At 69.9% G+C, this 16,793-nt stretch carries 13 protein-coding genes; 6 read left to right on the top strand and 7 right to left on the bottom strand.

Annotated elements, in window-relative coordinates:
• Positions 1-47: 47 nt before the first annotated feature.
• Positions 48-1,478, bottom strand: a complete 1,431-nt coding sequence (yczR, locus tag OHA25_RS33595) for a MocR-like transcription factor YczR (RefSeq protein WP_327580935.1) — start codon at positions 1,476-1,478, stop codon at positions 48-50.
• A gap of 63 nt (positions 1,479-1,541) precedes the next feature.
• On the opposite strand from yczR, the gene yczE reads away from it, so the two are divergent.
• The 3 genes from yczE to OHA25_RS33580 all read left to right on the top strand — a co-directional run bounded on the left by yczE (position 1,542) and on the right by OHA25_RS33580 (position 4,451).
• Complete coding sequence (gene yczE / locus OHA25_RS33590; protein WP_305921391.1) at positions 1,542-2,150, top strand: membrane protein YczE; 609 nt, start codon at positions 1,542-1,544, stop codon at positions 2,148-2,150.
• Between the two features lie 87 nt (positions 2,151-2,237).
• A complete protein-coding gene (locus OHA25_RS33585; RefSeq protein ID WP_327580934.1) occupies positions 2,238-3,992 on the top strand; it encodes a glycoside hydrolase family 15 protein in 1,755 nt (584 codons plus the stop codon).
• A 75-nt stretch (positions 3,993-4,067) separates the two neighbouring features.
• Positions 4,068-4,451 (top strand): VOC family protein, encoded by a 384-nt coding sequence (locus tag OHA25_RS33580; RefSeq protein WP_327580933.1) that lies wholly within the window; start codon positions 4,068-4,070, stop codon positions 4,449-4,451.
• Here the strand turns inward: OHA25_RS33580 and OHA25_RS33575 are convergent.
• The 3 genes from OHA25_RS33575 to OHA25_RS33565 all read right to left on the bottom strand — a co-directional run bounded on the left by OHA25_RS33575 (position 4,448) and on the right by OHA25_RS33565 (position 6,310).
• The gene (locus OHA25_RS33575; RefSeq protein ID WP_327580932.1) at positions 4,448-4,636 is read right to left on the bottom strand and encodes a hypothetical protein; all 189 of its coding nucleotides are present in this window, start codon (positions 4,634-4,636) and stop codon (positions 4,448-4,450) included. The genes OHA25_RS33580 and OHA25_RS33575 overlap by 4 nt on opposite strands.
• A gap of 3 nt (positions 4,637-4,639) precedes the next feature.
• Positions 4,640-5,257 carry a maleylpyruvate isomerase family mycothiol-dependent enzyme gene (locus OHA25_RS33570; RefSeq protein WP_327580931.1) on the bottom strand — a complete coding sequence of 206 codons (618 nt, stop codon included), beginning with the start codon at positions 5,255-5,257 and terminating at the stop codon, positions 4,640-4,642.
• Positions 5,258-5,335: 78 nt separating this feature from the next.
• Complete coding sequence (locus OHA25_RS33565; protein ID WP_327580930.1) at positions 5,336-6,310, bottom strand: RNA polymerase subunit sigma-70; 975 nt, start codon at positions 6,308-6,310, stop codon at positions 5,336-5,338.
• Positions 6,311-6,527: 217 nt separating this feature from the next.
• On the opposite strand from OHA25_RS33565, the gene OHA25_RS33560 reads away from it, so the two are divergent.
• On the top strand, positions 6,528-8,243 hold the full coding sequence (locus tag OHA25_RS33560) for an ATP-binding protein (protein WP_327580929.1): 1,716 nt from the start codon (positions 6,528-6,530) through the stop codon (positions 8,241-8,243).
• Positions 8,244-8,358: 115 nt separating this feature from the next.
• Here OHA25_RS33560 and OHA25_RS33555 read toward each other — a convergent pair whose 3' ends face one another.
• From OHA25_RS33555 to OHA25_RS33545, 3 genes are read right to left on the bottom strand one after another with little or no spacing between them, the layout of a single operon-like run.
• Positions 8,359-12,072 (bottom strand): CHAT domain-containing protein, encoded by a 3,714-nt coding sequence (locus OHA25_RS33555; protein WP_327580928.1) that lies wholly within the window; start codon positions 12,070-12,072, stop codon positions 8,359-8,361.
• Positions 12,069-13,235, bottom strand: a complete 1,167-nt coding sequence (locus OHA25_RS33550; RefSeq protein WP_327580927.1) for a CATRA conflict system CASPASE/TPR repeat-associated protein — start codon at positions 13,233-13,235, stop codon at positions 12,069-12,071. Before OHA25_RS33550 ends, OHA25_RS33555 begins: the two co-directional genes overlap by 4 nt.
• A 1-nt stretch (position 13,236) precedes the next feature.
• Positions 13,237-13,521 carry a CATRA system-associated protein gene (locus tag OHA25_RS33545; protein ID WP_327580926.1) on the bottom strand — a complete coding sequence of 95 codons (285 nt, stop codon included), beginning with the start codon at positions 13,519-13,521 and terminating at the stop codon, positions 13,237-13,239.
• A 950-nt stretch (positions 13,522-14,471) separates the two neighbouring features.
• Here OHA25_RS33545 and OHA25_RS33540 point away from each other — a divergent pair.
• Positions 14,472-16,184 (top strand): histidinol-phosphatase, encoded by a 1,713-nt coding sequence (locus tag OHA25_RS33540; RefSeq protein ID WP_327580925.1) that lies wholly within the window; start codon positions 14,472-14,474, stop codon positions 16,182-16,184.
• Positions 16,181-16,792: a hypothetical protein gene (locus OHA25_RS33535; RefSeq protein ID WP_327580924.1), complete on the top strand. Its 612-nt coding sequence runs from the start codon at positions 16,181-16,183 to the stop codon at positions 16,790-16,792. The genes OHA25_RS33540 and OHA25_RS33535 overlap by 4 nt, the downstream gene beginning before the upstream one ends.
• Position 16,793 lies beyond the last annotated feature (1 nt).

Here is a 16,793-nt window from a genome sequence, read left to right as displayed (position 1 = left end):
CGTCGCGGGGGCGTGCGGTCACCAGGCGACGGCCGAGGTGCGTCCGCTCACACCATGGCGATGAGCGGGTCCGGCGGGCGGGAGGCGCCGAGGGGGCCGTGGTCGCGGGCGGCGCGCAGGCGGGTGACCGCTTCCGACAGGACCTGGGGCGGCAACGTGTACGGCAGCCGCAGGTAGCCCTCGAGCGTGCCCTCCAACCCGAACCACGGGCCGGGCGCCAGGCGCACACCATGGGCGGCGGCCGCCTCGGCCAGCGGAGTGGCGGCGTCGCCGTTGAGCCGGACCCAGAGCGTGCCGCCGCCGCGCGGCACCGTGAACGTCCACTCGGGCACCTGCTCGCGCAGCGCCGGCACCAGCGCCTCCCGTGAGGCCCGCAGGGTGCGGCGGCGCTCGGCGCGGGTCTCCTCCAGCCGGTCGAACAGCCCCGCCACCACCAGTTGCTCCAGCACCGGGCTGGCGATGTCCACGGCCGAGCGGTGCACGGCCAGGCGGCGGGCCAGCGCCGCCGTGGTGCGGATCCAGCCGATGCGCAGCCCGCCCCACCACAACTTCGACGCCGACCCGATGCTGATCACTCGGCTGTCGGTGTCGAACGAGCCCATGGGAGAGGTGTGCGGCACCTCGTCCAAGGCCAGCTCCAGCCAGGTCTCGTCCACCAGCACCAGCGTGTCGGTACGCCGGGCCGCGCCGACGACGGCGGCGCGGGTGGCGTCGTCCATGAGCGCGCCGGTCGGGTTCTGGAAGTCGGGCATGAGGTAGGCCAGGCGGGCGCCGGACTGGCGCATGGCCCCGATCAGCAGGTCGGCCTGCCAGCCCTCGTGCGAGATGCCGACCGGGACGATCCGGGCGGAGCGCTGCCGGGCCACGTCGATGGCGTGCGGGTACGTCGGCGACTCCACCAGCACCGGGTCCCCGGAGCCGACGAGCAGGCCGAGCACGAGCTGGATGGCGTGCTGGGAGCCGGTGGTGACGACGATCTGCTCCGGCCTGGTGGCCAGCCCTCTGGCGGTGTAGCGGGCGGCGATGCGTTCCCTGAGCGCCGGCAGGCCGATGGGGTCGTAGCCGTTGCCCATGCCGTATCTCGGCAGGTCCTCGACCGCCTCCAGCATCGCGCTCCGCAAGGCGGAGGGCGCGGGCGGGGCGGCGCAGTGGAGCTGGATCAGGCCGTCGCCGCCGGTGCTGAGCCAGGGGTTGTCCGACGTGGTGGCCGGGTCGGGCAGGGCCGTCCAGCTGCCCGAGCCCTGGCGGCTGTCCAGGTAGCCGCGTTCGCGCAGCAGGTCGTACGCCGACGTCACCGTGGTGCGGCTGACCTTGAGGATCTCTGCGAGGTGGCGTTCTGCGGGCATGCGGACGCGTACCGGGATCTGACCGTCCATGATCAGGTTGCGGACGCCGTCGGCGAGCGCCCGGTAGTACGGGCGGGCGCCCGGGTCGACGTTGACCAGCCGGGCCACCTGAGCCGCCGAGAGATGCCTCATAAGGCCACTTTTCATGATTGGCCCTGTTTTAGCAAGCCAGTGGCCTGCCACTCTGGGGCCATTATGAGCGAGACGACCGTCCCCCGAGTGAGTTCCTTTCCCGCCCGCCTGGCCCGGCTGTACGGCGGGCTGGCCCTCTACGGCCTGGGCATCGGCCTGCAGGTGGAGTCCGGACTGGGCAACGACCCGTGGGACGTGTTCCACCAGGGAGTGGCGATCAGGGCCGGGGTGTCGATCGGCACGGTGATCATCGGCGTGGGCGCGCTGGTGATGCTGCTGTGGATCCCGCTCAAGCAGAAGCCCGGCTTCGGGACGATCAGCAACGTGGTGTTCCTGGGGTTGTTCGCCGACGCCGCGATCTTCCTGCTGCCCACGCCGGCGCATCTGGCGTTGCAGAGTCTGTACGTGGCGCTGGGCGTCGTCGCGATCGCCCTGGCGACCGTGCTGTACATCGGCGCCGGCCTGGGCCCGGGACCGCGGGACGGCATCATGACGGGCCTGGTCCGGCTCGGGCTGTCGGTGCGCCTGGGCCGGTTCCTCATCGAGATCACCGTACTGGCGGCGGGCTGGCTGCTCGGCGGCACCGTCGGGATAGGGACACTGGCGTTCGCGCTGGCCATCGGGCCGCTGACGCAGCTGTTCACCCGCTGGTTCCCGCTCGATTCCCGCTGACGTGAGCTCCGCGGCCGGTCCGGACATGACGCGACATGATCGGACTCGGCCGCGGGATCACCCCATTTGCGAGTAGCGTCTGTAGGCATGCGGATCGAGGATTACGCCCTGATCGGAGACATGCAGTCGGCCGCGCTCGTGGCCAGGGACGGTTCCATCGACTGGCTCTGCCTGCCCAGGTTCGACTCCCCCTCGTGTTTCGCGGCGCTGCTCGGCGGCGAACGCAACGGTCACTGGTGGCTCGGCCCGACCGGCCGCAGGCACGCCGACCGGCGGCGATACCGGCCCGACACTCTCATTCTGGAGAGCGAGTGGGACACCACGACCGGCACGGTCCGCGTGGTCGACTTCATGCCGCCCCGCGACCGCAACCCCGACGTGGTGCGGATCGTCGAGGGCGTCTCCGGGACCGTTGAGATGTCCACGGTGCTCAGGGTGCGCTTCGACTACGGCAGGATCGTGCCGTGGGTGCGGCGCACCAACGGGCACCTGCAGGCGATCGGCGGGCCCGACTCGGCGTGGCTGCACTCCCCCGTGCCGCTGAAGGGCGGCGACTACGCGCACCGGGCCACGTTCACCGTCAAGGAGGGCGACCGGCTGGCGTTCATCTTCACCTGGCATCCTTCGCACGAGCCGATGCCGCCGCAGATCGACTGCGACGACCAGCTCGACGAGACCGAGGCCTTCTGGGCGGACTGGGTCTCCCGATGCACCTATGACGGGCCGTACCGGGACGCCGTGATGCGGTCGCTGATCACGCTGAAGGCGCTCACGTACGCGCCCACCGGCGGCATCGTGGCCGCGCCCACCACCTCGCTCCCCGAGGACCTGGGCGGGGTGCGCAACTGGGACTACCGCTTCTGCTGGCTGCGCGATGCGACGATGACGCTCGACGCGCTCATCTCCTCCGGCTACCTGGAGGAGGCGGCGGACTGGCGCTCGTGGCTGCTGCGGGCGATCGCCGGCCGCCCGCAGGACCTGCAGATCATGTACGGCGTCGCCGGCGAACGCCGCCTGCCGGAGCTGCGGCTGGACTGGCTCGACGGCTACGAGGACTCGCGCCCGGTGCGGATCGGGAACGAGGCCGTCAAGCAGCTGCAACTGGACGTGTACGGGGAGGTCATGAACTGCCTCTACGTCTCGCGCAGCCGAGGGTTGTCGGCCGACGACCGGGCCTGGACGATCCAGCGGCAGCTGCTCGACTACGTGGAGGACCACTGGGACGAGCCGGACGAGGGACTGTGGGAGGTGCGGGGCCCGCGACGGCACTTCGTGCACTCCAAGGTGATGTGCTGGGCCGCGCTCGACCGGGCGGTCAAATACGTGGAGCGGTTCGGCCGCACCGGCCCCGTGGAGAAGTGGCGGACGTTGCGGGACGTCGTCCACGCGGAGATCTGTGACAAGGGGTACGACCCGAGCCGGAACACCTTCACGCAGTCGTACGGATCGTCGGAGCTGGACGCCGCTTTGCTGATGATGCCCGTCGTTGGATTCCTGCCCGTCGACGATCCCCGGATCGTGGGCACGGTGGCGGCGATCGAGAAGGAGCTCATGTCGGACGGGTTCGTGCTGCGTTATCCGATCGCCGCGGACAACGACGTGGACGGGCTGCCGGGCGGGGAGGGCGCGTTCCTGGCGTGCAGCTTCTGGCTGGTGGAGGTCATGGCGATGCAGGGGCGGAAGGAGGAGGCGAAGGACCTGTTCGAGCGGCTGCTCGGGCTGCGGAACGATGTGGGGTTGCTGGCGGAGGAGTACGACCCGCGCTACGGCCGCCTCGTGGGCAACTTCCCCCAGGCCTTCAGCCACGTCCCGCTGATCCACGCCGCCCGGGCTCTGTCATAGCGGCGTCATCGCTCTTCTCCACGCGACCTTCGAAGGGAGCCTCGGGCCATGCGGCCGCGTCTGCAAGTAACCTCCGTGACGATCGGAACATCACAACCGCGCGAGCTCGCGCGGTTCTATTCCCACTTGCTGGGCCTGCCCGTCACCACCGAAGAAGGCCCGGCACCAGACGAACCTGAGGAGGGCGGCTGGGCGCAGATCCGCCCGCCGGAGCACACGGTCGCCCCCACCCTCAACTTCGAGTACGAGCGGTGTTACGCAAGGCCGGTGTGGCCGAGTGTCTCCGGCAAGCAGACCGCCTCCCAGCATCTCGACATCGAGGTCGACGATCTGGACGCGGCAGTGGAGTGGGCCGTGGGGTGCGGTGCGGTGCCGGCCGAGTTCCAGCCGCAGGAGGATGTCCGCGTGCTCCTGGATCCCGATGGGCACCCTTTCTGCCTTTTCCGCCGAGCCTCTTAACCCTTGACGTGCGACCAGCAGATGTGGACGAGGTCGGCGAGAAGGCCGGCGTCACATCGGGCGATGTCGGCTCGGACACCGATCGGCTTCCGCTCCATCACCTCAATGGACCCCGGAGACCGCAAGGCGGCTGCTTCGTCCGGCAGGCTGAGCACCAGGCTGCGCAGTTCGTCTACGGTGCTCATCGATCACTCTCCCCTGTGCGAGGCGGCCCGGCCCTGCGGTAGGGGCCGGCGTCCGGTGATGGTCAGCAGGATGTCCTTGACCGGCATGTCGACGGGCTCGCCCTCGCCCAGGCGTACGTCGGCGTCCATGCCGCGCAACTGGATGCCCGCGAGATCGACCCCGAAGTACGACAAGCTCCGGGCGTTCGTGCCAGCCAGCACGAGGGCGATGCGCTCGACCGGAGACGACGGCAGACCCAACGGCTCGGTGATGTCGAGGCCGTGGATGGTGTCGTGAGCCAGTGCTCCGGCAGGCCCTCCGCCTGGTGGCTGCCATGCGTTGGTGATGTTGGCGCGCAGGGAAGTGAGGAGTTCGGCATCGGACATGCGGGTGGTGTCCATGCGGGCGGCCCGATCGGCGTACCGGTCGAAGGAGAACCGTGCCGCGGCCAGTCCCACCACCAGCCGGGGCAGGGTCGTGCGGAAGGGTGCGGTGATGTGAGCGACGACTTCACGCACCCGCCATCCCGAGCACAGGGACGGACGGTCCCAGTCCTTGTCGTGGAGTCCGGCGAGCAGACTCGCCAGACGCTCTCTCTCGGCGTGGATGTGCTGCTTCAGGTCTGCGTCGGTCGATGACATGAAGGTGACCTTCGGGTCGTAGTGGACGTGTCATCCCTTGTACGACGGAAGGCGGCTGGACTCATCGGTTGCCCTAGATCAGTTTTCGAGGAATTCCGGCAGACCGAACGCGCCGAAGCGGTCACCATAGCCCAGGAACGTGACGATCTCGCTGATGCGCCCACTCCGGAGCTCGAGCACCAAGAGGGCGAACGGCACCAGGACCCCGCTCTCGTCCGGCCGGTACTGACCGAGCGTCCAGCACCCGTTGGCCGGCCCGCCGCGGACAAGACGGTCATCGGCACAGGCATCCGTACTCGACATCGCCGCGGCGACATGCGCCGGCCCGTCCAGCCACCACAGGAAGGGCGGCATCCCTGACCGGACATCGTCGGCCAGCACACCGACCAGCGTGTGGACGTCGTGCGTCTGGAAGGCGTCCACGTAGCGCCGCAGAAGATCGCGCTGAGCCACGTCGTCCGGCTCGGGCGCGTCAGCTGGACGCGGCCGGTGCTTCTCCAGGGTGGCCCGCGCCCGCTGCAACGCGCTGTTCGCCGCCGCCACCGACGTCTCCATGATCGCGGCAGCCTCGGTGGCGGTGAACCCGAGGACATCCCGCAACACCAGCACGACACGCTGACGCGGCGGCAACCACTGCAGAGCGGTGATGAAGGCCAGGCGCAGCGTCTCATGTCGCATGGCGAGGTGCGCCGGGTCGGCCGTTCCCGTCAAGCGAGAGTCCGCCAACGGCTCCACCCACCGCGCGGCCGAGAGAGGGACACCGATGTCGGTGCCACTCGATGCCGGGCCCATGTCCCACGGCAACGCCCGTCGCTCTGCGCTCCGCAGCATGTCCAGACAGACATTCGTGGCAATCCTGTGCACCCACGTCGAGAGCCCCGCTCGATCCGGGTCATAACTCTCGATCGCCCGGAACGCCCGGAGCATCGTCTCCTGCACGGCGTCGTCGACCTCGCTCGAGGCGCCAAGGAGGCGATAGCAGTATCCGGTCAACGGACCCCGCAACGACTCCAGACTCGTCACCACGGAATCGGACTCATCCCAAACGACCATCCACCCATGATGACAAGCGAATCGACGACCTCAGCAGGCGACGTGAGCCGAGTCCGGAACCAGGACGTCTAGTGGGCAAGGGGCCGTCCGGGTGACGCGAAGGCTCCCGTGGCTGGTCAGGTCGACAGGCCTGGCGACACGACGCGCCGCCATCCTTTCATTGAGGACCAACTGAGAAGCGTTGTGATTACTACACTTCTCAGTTAGCCTCAGAGACGTGAACCACGCCGAAGCGGACGCAGCACTCGCCATGCTCGGGCAAGGAGTCACTGCGGACTCCCTGGAGACGGACACGCTGGACTTCAAGCTTGTCGCCAACTCCCCCAAAGCGAGCCTCAACATGCTCGCCGACGCCCTTGTCTGCTTCGTAAACGCTCGCGGTGGCACCGTAATCCTTGGCATCGACGACAAGGCGACCGACCGCGAGCGTGCGCTTCGCGGAGTTCCGCCGAATTATACGGTCGACCTTATACGCAAAGGGATATTCGACCGCACGAGCCCGCCGATCACGGCGTTCGTCAGCGAAAGATATATTGACGGCGTCCGCATCGTGCTTGTCACCGTTCCCCAGGGTGTCATGCCACACAGCAATGCGGCTGGATTGGCCACGCGCCGTCTTGGAAAAGAGTGTCTCCCCTTCCCTCCCCATCAACAGCGGGAGGTCATGATTGCACGCGGCCAAGTGGATTGGTCGGCGGATGCCTCCAGCATCGGCATCGACCGGCTCAGTGGGGTCGAAATCGAAAGACTTCGCCGCCTTCTGGAAGCTGCTGGTCGTGACCATCTCGCCCATTTGTCAGACCAGGCACTTCTCGAGTCTCTCCGGCTGATCGCACCTAACGGAAGCGTCACCAACGCGGGCGTACTGCTACTCGCCAGCGAACCACTGATCACAGAGATCGTGCCCGGCTACGGATACTCATACCAATTCCGGCCCACATCCGGAAGTGAAGCCACCGGAAGGATGCGGGGCAACCGACCACTCATCGCGGCCATCCAGACTCTGACCGATGCCATAGAGAGTCGCAGGGAAATCTATCCGCTCAACCTGGCGGGCGGGATCCAGCTTCAACTCACCGATTATCCGAGCGTAGCGGTGCGAGAGTTGGTGGTGAACGCCCTTATTCACCGATCGTACGAGACGGGCGGCACAGTCGACGTCGAGCACTCCCCCGAACGCCTGGTGATCACCAGCCCCGGCGGCCTGGTATCCGGGGTGACGCCCGCCAACATCCTCACATATCCTTCGACGCCCAGAAACCGACTGCTCACAGAAACGGTCTCCATTCTGCAACTGGCGGAGCGCACGGGACAGGGAGTGGACCGGGTCTACCGGGAAATGCTGCGGGTCGGCAAGGAGCCGCCCCTGTTCGAGGACAGCGGGACACTCGTTCGCGCCACGCTGGCGGGTGGCATAGGAAATGACGCATTCGTGCGCTTCATCAATGACCTGCCTCCCAAAGCGGGCCGAGACCTGAATGTGCTGCTCGCTATGGCGCACCTCCGCCACAACAGCGGAATCGAAGCGTGCAAACTTGCTGGGATAATCCAGAGGACTCCGGTCGAGGCGCAAGAAGTCTTGCTCGCCATGGCAGAGGAGTACGACTTGGTCGAGCCGACCAAGAGAACGGCCAAGAAGCCGTTCCCAACGTACCGGCTACGGTCTGACGTGCTCGCGGCAATGTCACGATCGGTCTCGTATCGGCGCCGCGCCGTCGATGACACCGATCAGAAGGTCGTCGACCATGTGAGAGAGTACGGCTTCGTCACCAACCAGACGATTCGTCGGCTCTTCGATATTCATGTATACGCCGCCCGCGACCTGCTCAACAGCCTGAGGGAGCGGCAAATACTCGAGAAAATTGGAGACGCACGCGGGGGAACCGGAGTCAAATACGGCCCCGGGCCGAAATTCCCCAGAGGTAGATTCTAAGTGAGGTGGCCGGGCCCCGTTTGCGGGCCCCGCGCATTCGCCGGGCGCTGTGGCGATGTGACGGCGAGAGCTGCCTGCAGTATTCGCCCATCCCCCGACCCGAGATCATCTTCGGTCAGGGTCCGATGTGCACGTACGGGGCCCAGAAGATCGGGAAGCCGGGGCGGCGGTCGCGCAGGGAGCGGACGGCGGCGTGCAGGGCGGCGGCCGCTCCGTGCGGATGCGGCTCGCGGGTGCCGCCGGCCGTGAGCATCGCGTACACCGCGTCGACCACGGCCGGGGCGTGCACGTCGGCGATCGGCCAGAGCGTGCCGATCACGTGCGGGAACCCGGCGAGCTGGATGGCGGAGGCGATGCTCACCGCCTCGTCGGTCAGCACGGTCCCGCCGCGCGAGGTCTCGCACCCGCTCAGGAACGCCAGCTCGGCCTGCCCGAGGCGGCGGGCGGCCAGCTCACGCACGGTCAGCGGCCGGTCGTGCAGGATCAGCCTGGCGTGGGAGGGGTCGTGCAGCCGCTGGGCGGCGTGGCAGGCGAAGTGCACCCATGCGGTGTCATCCAGCGCGCTGAGCACCTGCTCGCAAGTCGCGTCGTCCGCTGTCAGCTCCCGCGCGCCGGGAAGCCAGCGCCTGGCCGCCTCCAGCTCGCGGACCACGCCTTTCAGCGCGGCGTCGCCGGGAACCTCAGGGACGCCGACCAGCAGGACACGCCGCTCGGCCCGCGGCCCGGACTGCCCGCGGGCGTGCATGAGCGCCCGCAACGTGGGCGTGTAGCTGGAGACGACCAGATCGAGTGCCGATCCGGCGGCGTGCAGCGGCAGCAGGGTCAGCGGGCCGGTCGGGCACCACCAGATCCGGCGCAGCGGGCCGAGTGCCTCCAGCACCGGGCCGGTGACGTGCGCCCACAGCCAGTCCAGGCACGAGGTCACCTCGTCGACGGCCTTGCCGCGCAGGGCCGCGACGAACCGGTCGGCCTGGTCCTGGGCCGCGGAGGCGGTGAAGTCGAGTGGAACGACCCGCACGCCCTCGGAGGTCACGAGCAGCGCGTCGCAGCCGTGGCGGCTGACGTTCACCACCGCGACGGGGCCGTCCTCGGCGGCGGCCAGCAAGCCGTCGGCGTGCGGCGGGCGCAGGAAGTCGGTCAAGCCCGGCAGCTTCCTGATCGCCTCGAGGATCTCGCGGCGGCGGCGCGCCAGCGTGTGCCGGTGATCCAGAAGCCGGCGGCGATCGGCACTCGGGCCGCCTGCCATCCCCAGGGCTCCGGGTCCGCCGCTGCCACCGGACAGGGCCAGGTCTTCGTTCAGGTCCATACGCTCGGCCGCGTCCAGCTCATCCTGCACCTCGCCGAATCGGTCGGCCAGTTCCGGCGCCGCCGCGCGCAGCCGGTCGTAGGCGGCGCGGTCCCCGATGACCTGGGCGAACATGACGCCTCTGCCCTGTTCGAGCAGTTCGAGCGTCCGGCCGGCGTCGCCGGTCCTGATCGCCGCCGCGGCGGCGTCGCGGGCCAGGCTCTCGTATTCGCCCAGGATTCGCTCCTGGTCGGCGCGGCCCAGCCCGCGCCAGGCCGCCTCGTCCAGGGCGGCCACCGCGACGGCGAACCCCTCGACGGCCTCGACGGCCAGGCCCGCCTCCATGGCGACCTCGCCCCAGCGTTTGCCCACGCTCGCCCGCCAGCCGGCCGAGGCGGTCTCCACCTGGGTGGCCTCGCGGAAACGGGCCAGCGCCTCGTCACGGTCGGCCTCCGCCCGGGTCAGCTCCCACTGCTCGACAAGGACTTCTGCCAGGTAGTACAGCGCGATCGATCGGGTCGAGTCGCCGGGGGCCGACGTCTCGACCGCGGTGCGGGCGGCGCGGACGGCCTGCAGGAGTGTCCTGGGCTTGCCGGTGAGTCCGTAACGCGTGCTGAGCGCCAGGCCCAGCCCGTTATAGGCGACGGGACCACCGGGCGGGTCGGCCTTGATCGCCTCGGTGAAGAGCGCGACCGCCTCGTCCAGGTCCGGCGTCTCCTCCACCCGGCGGTCCCCCCGCAGCAGTTTTCTCCACATGCCCTTCTCGGCGGCCGGGTCCAGCAGCCGTGTGATCGCCGCCAGCTGAGCCCTGGGTGTCTCCTTCGACGTGGACCGCAACAGCAGCGCATTGGCCAGGTTGACGGTCGCGAGGGTCCGCGTCCAGGTGCGGGCCGGGGCGGCATCGCGGGCGCGGCGGAACACGCCGATCGCCCCGTCGATGTCCTCCTCTCCCTCCATGAGCACGGTGCCGAGGCTGTTGAGGACCAAGGGCCCTTGGATGTTTCCCGGCTGAATCGTTCCCATGGCCTCGCGCAACAGCTCGTCGGCCTCCTCCCGCGCCGCGCTCTGCCCGGTGAACCTGTAGCGCTCGAGCAGCATCTCGGCGAGGTTCGCGAGATGGCCGGGGCGGTACGGGCTGGTCTCCGGCGTGGCGGCCACCGCCTCGCGCAACACCTTCGCCGCCTCTTCGGAGTCCTCGCCCCGGCGGGTCACCTTGTAGCGCTGCTCCAACGCGCCGCCCAGGTTGGCCAGATACAGCGCGTAGTTGGCGTGCTCAGGAGCGGTCAGCGACGTGGCCGTGCGGTGGCTGTCGATCGCCTCGTCGAGATCGGGCGCTTTTCCGGTCAGGTCGTATCTGAAGAACAGCGCCGAGCCGAGGCTGGTGTACGCCATGGCCCGTTCCGGATGGTCCGGCGAGACGGCCAGGGCCCGCCGGTAACAGGCGATGGCCTCGTTGAGCACGGTCAGGCCGCCGCCGAGCCGGAACTTCAGCATCAGCCCGTTGCCCAGGTCCGAGTGGTACATTCCGGCGTTGTCGTCGCCGGGCCTGGCCGCCGCGACCCCGCGTCGCAGGGCGTCGATCATCTCGTCGAGGTCCTCGTACGTGCCGCTGAACTCCATGCGCAGGCCGAGGACGGCGCCGAGCCCAATGTACAACTCGGCCAGCTGGGGGTAGCCGGGCGGTGTCTGAGCCACGGCCTGGCGCAGCAGCTCGGCCGCCTGATCGGCACGTTCGAGCCGGCCTGATCGGCGCACGTCCTCGATCAGCATGCCGCCCAGACCAGCCAGGAATTGGGGACGGGCTTGCGGGCCGGAGGGCAGGTGGCCGGCCATGGAGCGGCGGATCTGCTCCCACTGCTCGGGCGGGAGGACGGGAATCTCATCCGCGTGCAGGAGCGCCCCGACGAGCAGTTGGATCTCCTGCTTGACGGGCTCGGGGGCCTGCGCGTACCGCTCCCGGATGACATGGAGGGCTTCCTTCAGCTCCGCGGCGCGGTCCGGATCGTCGTTGGCCATCACCAGGGTGCTGGCCAGTTTGGCCAGCCGCCACAGGTAGGCGGCGTGCGCCGGGTCCGTGGCCCGCACGGACACGCGTAACGCGTCGATGCCGTCGAGCAGGTGCCGCCTGTCGCCCGTGATCTGGTAGCCGAGCACCAGCGCCATGCCGTGGTTGGCCAGCACCAGCGGCCTGTCCACCAGGTCACCGCGCAGCGCCGACGCATACAGCTGCAGCACCTCGTCCAGGTGATGGCCGGCGATGTGCCGGTGATTCCCCAGCACGGTCGCAAGACCGGCCTGGGCCTCGGCCAATCCGGGCTTTCCCGCCAGGGCCGCCACCGCGCGGCGGTGCAGCGTGATCGCCTCGGTCAGGTCCGGCTCCTGCCCGAGCGCGTCGAAGCGCATGCTCATCGCGTTGCCGAGGCCGGTCAGCAGCAGCGGATCAGGGTCGCGGGCGATCTCCCTGTGGTAGGCGGCGATGCCGGACTCCAGCTCCCGCAGATCACGGGTCTGCAGGAACCTGGCGATGTGAACCTCGGGGTTCATGGTCTCCTCCGCCATCTGAAGAAGCCGAACGCGGTCAGCGCGAAAGCCGTCAGGCCCAGCCCTCCCACGATGACCGGCTTGACGCTCTCGGGAACGGGCACGCGGTAACCCAGTGCCTGAATCGCGGCCAGCACCATGAGCAGCATCCCGACCACGGCCGTCTCCAGCACGCGGAACCGCTCCCAGCGGCGCTCGGTCTCCTCCGCCCTACGCTGCAACCGCTCCGCCATCACCTGATCGGCGATGGCGCCGATCTCGCGGGCGCGTTCCCGCGTCGCCTCGGCGTAGGCGAGATCGTCGTCCAGGCGCATGCGGAGCCAGTCGGCCAGGTCCAGGTCGTCGCCCAGGGACTGCTCCCGCATGTTGTGCCGGGCGATCCCCACGGTCGTCTGCATCTCCCGCAGCCTGGTCAGGGTCCAGATCAGGCCGGCCTCGGCGGTCTGCCGGACCGCCAGCTCACGCCGAGCGGCCGGCAGGTCGTCGCCGCCGAGCGTCTTCAGCAGGGTCTCCACCTGTTCGTCCACCCGGTGGCGGGCGGCGCGGAAGCCCTTGCCCTGGCGATAGACGCGCAGCTCGTAGCGGAGCTTGGCGGCGTGCATGAGGTGCCGCACCAGCGGCGGCATCCGGTCATCTCCACGCGTCCAGGCCCACGCGTCGAGCTTGGCCTCCAGCTCGGGCGGCGCCAGCATCGCGAACGTCCGCCGGCTGCGCTCGTCATCGTCGAAGCCGACCTCCCACACCGCCACGCCTCTGACCGTCGCCATCCGGCCCCGCGAGTACGGCTCGGGCAGCGCCCGCAGGACCGCGTTCGTCCGCCGCGCGGTCGGCGCGGTGCGCGGATAGGCGACGAACAGCCGGCACTCGCCCATGGCCCACGCGCCGGCGTCACCCGCGCACTCGCGCCACAGCTCGTTCAGCTCCCGCCAGGTCCCGCCCGTCAACGCCACGCTCAGGCAGCGCATGTCGCGTTCCCGGCGCAGCAGCGCCTGCCGTCCCGAGTCCCCGTCCGCGGTGCGCACCTCGATCGGCCCGGCATGCGTCACGGGCATGCCGAGCCGGTCACCGAGCGCGTCCCAGATCTCGCGCAGCCGCCGTTCGTGCTCCCGGGCCTGCGGGCCGTCGGCGCCGGCGAACACGTGGACGATCAGAGCGGGGTTGGCCAAGTCAGCAGGCTCCATCGGCGTCCTCAGTGTCGAGGGTCAGGGTGTGGATCAGCTCGTTGACCCGCTCTCGCAGTTCCTCAGGCATCGGCACCACGGGCTGGTCGCCGTACCAGGTGCTGATCCGCATCGGTCCGGCCAGCTCCAAGTGGCCGAGTTCGACCGCCACGTCGCCCGAGGACTCCAGCCTGCCGACCACCACTTCCACGTCCACCCAGGCCGCCGCCGGCAGCGTCCACCACGTCAGCGCGTCTCGCAGCAGCTCGACCGCTTCACCGTGCAGCCCCACGCGTCTCCCCCCGTCGCCAGGTCGCTCCACAGAGTCATCGGTTCACAGAGGGACTCCGTTGCAGCCCGAATCCTCCGAAGCAGGTGTCGTCGCGGCTGGGTTCCACGAGGAGACCGGGATTGCGCGCCCGCGATGTCGGGGGCGTCTGCTGAGATGAGCGCGAGTGGCTCGGGTACGCCCCCGCCTCGGCCGCACAGGTAGCGGAGGCTGAGGCGTGACCTCGGCCGCAGCGGCACGGCTCCTTCTACGAACTGATGTACGACCTGTACGCCGGATTCCACGCCCTGGACCGCTCGCAGTGCCAGACTCAGCGCGAGTGGGACGAGAAGAGGCGATCATGCGGCGGGCCAGACGATCCTGTCGGTGTTGCGGCACGGCGACGAGGCCGCCGCGCGGCCGGATGAGGATCTCCTGACGGCCGAGGTGCTGTCCGCGCACGAGCTGGCCGGGCGCTTCTCCAATCTCTCCGTTCGGGACACCCTGGCCCAGCTCGGGTCCGACACGGTGAGGCGGCTGGTCTCCGGCTTCCCCGAGCGGGCGGCCGAGCCCGGGTTCCGCGTCCGGTTCGGCAACGCGGAGTTCGACGCCGCGGTGCGCGCCGCCCGCGCCGCTCCAGGGGCCGACCCGTGGCCGATGCTGCGCGAAGCCCTGGCGGTGTGGCGACCGATGGGCGAAGATCACATCGAGCCGATCGCACTGCTGGCCCACCCCGAGGTCGCGGCCCTGATCACGCCGGAGCGGGGGCGCGAGATCCTCGCCACGCGGCGAGGCCGACCGCCTGGAGGCCAAGCGTCCGCCTCCAGGCCTCCCCGCGTGCCGACGCCCCCTGTTTTCACAGCTCACAGGCAGACGTTGATCTCTTGGTGTTCATGTCCGCTTCATCCCGTTCCGCCACGCTCCCGCCGTAGCCGGTGCACCCTCATTTCCGGCGGGACGGAGAACGCGAAGTCATGGGCCACGGGCACCATCACCACGAGCACGACCACAAGCACGAGCAGCCGCACGAAGGGGACGGCGCGGCGGCGCGAGATCTTTCGATTCCGGACGGCGAGCTGTCTCCGGGGCAGTTGTCCCGGCGGCGGATGTTCCGGCGGGCGGGCCTGCTCGGGGCGGGGCTCGCGGCCGCCGGCGTGCTGGGGACGCCGGGCGTCGCGGCGGCGGACGGCGAGCAGCAGATCGCGGGGCGCGGGCGGGAGCCGAAGGACGGCTACCTGTGGCTGGCCGGCGACCACCACATCCACACCCAGTACAGCTCGGACGGCATCTACCGGGTCATCGACCAGGTACGGCACGGCAACGCGTACGGGCTGGGCTGGATGGTCATCACCGACCACGGCGGCGCGACGCACGCGAAGATCGGCGTGGACAAGGTCAACCCGGACATCGTGGCCGCCCGCGAGGCGATCAAGGACACGCTGGTCTTCCAGGGACTGGAGTGGAACATCCCGGCCGCCGAGCACGGCACGGTGTTCGTCGCCCCGGGCAGCAACGAGGTGGCGACGCTGAAGGAGTTCGAGAGCTCCTTCGACGGCTCGATCAAGGGCGCCGGGGCGAGCACGCCGCAGAACGAGGCCCTGGCGATCGCCGGGCTGAACTTCCTGGCCGAGGCCGTCAGGCGGCGCCGGGTTCCTGACGCGTTGTTCCTCGCCAACCACCCGTCCAGGAAGGGCCTGGACTCGCCGCACGAGATCCGCGGGTGGCGGGACGCCCAGCCGTCGATCGCGGTCGGCATGGAGGGCGCTCCCGGCCACCAGGCGGCGGGCATCGCCAAGCCGAACGGCCCGGGCGGCGGCCGCGGCTACTACGACAGCAACCCGGGCGCGGACTCCTTCCGCGCGTACCCGGCCGAGAGCTACAAGACCTTCGGCGGGTTCGACTGGATGACCTCCACTGTGGGCGGGCTGTGGGACAGCCTCCTGGCGGAGGGCAAGCCGTGGTGGATCACCGCGAACTCCGACGCGCACTGGGTGCACGGCGACACCAGCGACCGCGGCCCGGGCAGCGATTTCAACGCCAACGGCAAGTACGAGGACCCTATCTACAAGGGTGTGGCCAACTTCGGCTCCGGCGACTTCTGGCCCGGCTACTACAGCCGGACGCACGTCGGCAGCCAGGGCTTCGACTACCGGGCCGTCATGGAGGGTCTGCGCGCCGGGCGGATCTGGGTCGACCACGGCGGGCTGATCAGCGGGCTGGTGGTGCGGGCGCGGGCGGCCGGGACCGGGCAGCGCGGGGTCACCCTCGGCGACACCCTGCACGTGCGGCAGGGGGCGCGGGCCGAGCTGGCCATCGAGATCACTCTCGCCGGGCGGCCGAACTGGGCGCAGGTCGTGCCGACGCTGGCCCGGGTGGACGTCATCCAGGGTGACGTCACCGGCCCGGCCGCCGACAAAGACGCCTTCACCACGCCGAACACGAAGGTCGTGCAGTCGTACGAGGTGAACAAGAACAGCGGGACCGTGACGTTCACGTACCAGCTGGGCGTGATCGACCGGCCGGTGTACGTGCGGCTGCGCGGCACCGACGGCAAGCGCAGCGCGCCGGGCCTGCTGGGCGCGGCCGTGGACCCGCACGGGCCGGCGATCGACGTGTACGGCAACGCCAACCCGTGGAACGACCTCTGGTTCTACAGCAACCCAATCTGGGTGCTTCCGCGCCGATGATCCTCGGTTTCAACGCGGGGTCGCGAACCCTTCAGCAGGCCGAGCACCTGCTCCACACCGTGGCGCAGGCGCTCGGCCTGCCGGGCGACGCCATCGGATGCACCCATTTCGTCCCGGCGGACGCGGCAGGCGGCGACCCGCACGTGGCGTGCTCGCTGGCCGTGCCGCAATCAGCCGCGGAGTCGGTAGCGGAGTCGGTAGCGGCGTCGGTAGCGGCGTCCGGCTCGGAGTCGGTCGCGGGCGTTCCCGCGGACGTGTCGTGGGTGCTCGGCGAGCACCGTGCCGGGCCGCTGGCGGACGGGGCGGCGCTGGCGGCGGCGGAGCACGAGGCGCGGCGGGGCGGGCGGGTGGTCGCCTATCCCGGCCGTGACCTGCTCACGGGCACTGTGCGCGTGGGCGAGTTGCTGGGCAGGTCCGCCATCGAACGGGTGGTGGTGCTCGCCTCCCCCGATCCGCCCGGCGATGACGTGCTGGTCGCGACGGCCGACCATGTCAGGCCGGTGTGGCGGGACGGACTGATGACGCTGCAGGCGATGCCCGCCGCCGGCGGCCGCATCGCGCCGGCCGAGGTGCCCAACCCGACACCCTGCTGCGCCGACCACGCGTAGG

The sequence above is a fragment of the Nonomuraea sp. NBC_00507 genome, assembly GCF_036013525.1.
Lineage (GTDB): Bacteria > Actinomycetota > Actinomycetes > Streptosporangiales > Streptosporangiaceae > Nonomuraea.
This window is presented reverse-complemented; position numbering and strand designations above follow the sequence as displayed.

Bases quoted from the DNA above. Each gene is read 5' to 3' on its own strand.
- OHA25_RS33585 (WP_327580934.1), top strand. From the start codon at position 2,238: ATGCGGATCGAGGATTACGCCCTGATCGGAGACATGCAGTCGGCCGCG.
- OHA25_RS33535 (WP_327580924.1), top strand. From the start codon at position 16,181: ATGATCCTCGGTTTCAACGCGGGGTCGCGAACCCTTCAGCAGGCCGAG.
- OHA25_RS33565 (WP_327580930.1), bottom strand. From the start codon at position 6,310: ATGGTCGTTTGGGATGAGTCCGATTCCGTGGTGACGAGTCTGGAGTCG.
- OHA25_RS33575 (WP_327580932.1), bottom strand. From the start codon at position 4,636: ATGAGCACCGTAGACGAACTGCGCAGCCTGGTGCTCAGCCTGCCGGAC.
- OHA25_RS33540 (WP_327580925.1), top strand. From the start codon at position 14,472: ATGGGCCACGGGCACCATCACCACGAGCACGACCACAAGCACGAGCAG.
- yczR (WP_327580935.1), bottom strand. From the start codon at position 1,478: ATGAGGCATCTCTCGGCGGCTCAGGTGGCCCGGCTGGTCAACGTCGAC.
- OHA25_RS33570 (WP_327580931.1), bottom strand. From the start codon at position 5,257: ATGTCATCGACCGACGCAGACCTGAAGCAGCACATCCACGCCGAGAGA.
- OHA25_RS33555 (WP_327580928.1), bottom strand. From the start codon at position 12,072: ATGAACCCCGAGGTTCACATCGCCAGGTTCCTGCAGACCCGTGATCTG.
- yczE (WP_305921391.1), top strand. From the start codon at position 1,542: ATGAGCGAGACGACCGTCCCCCGAGTGAGTTCCTTTCCCGCCCGCCTG.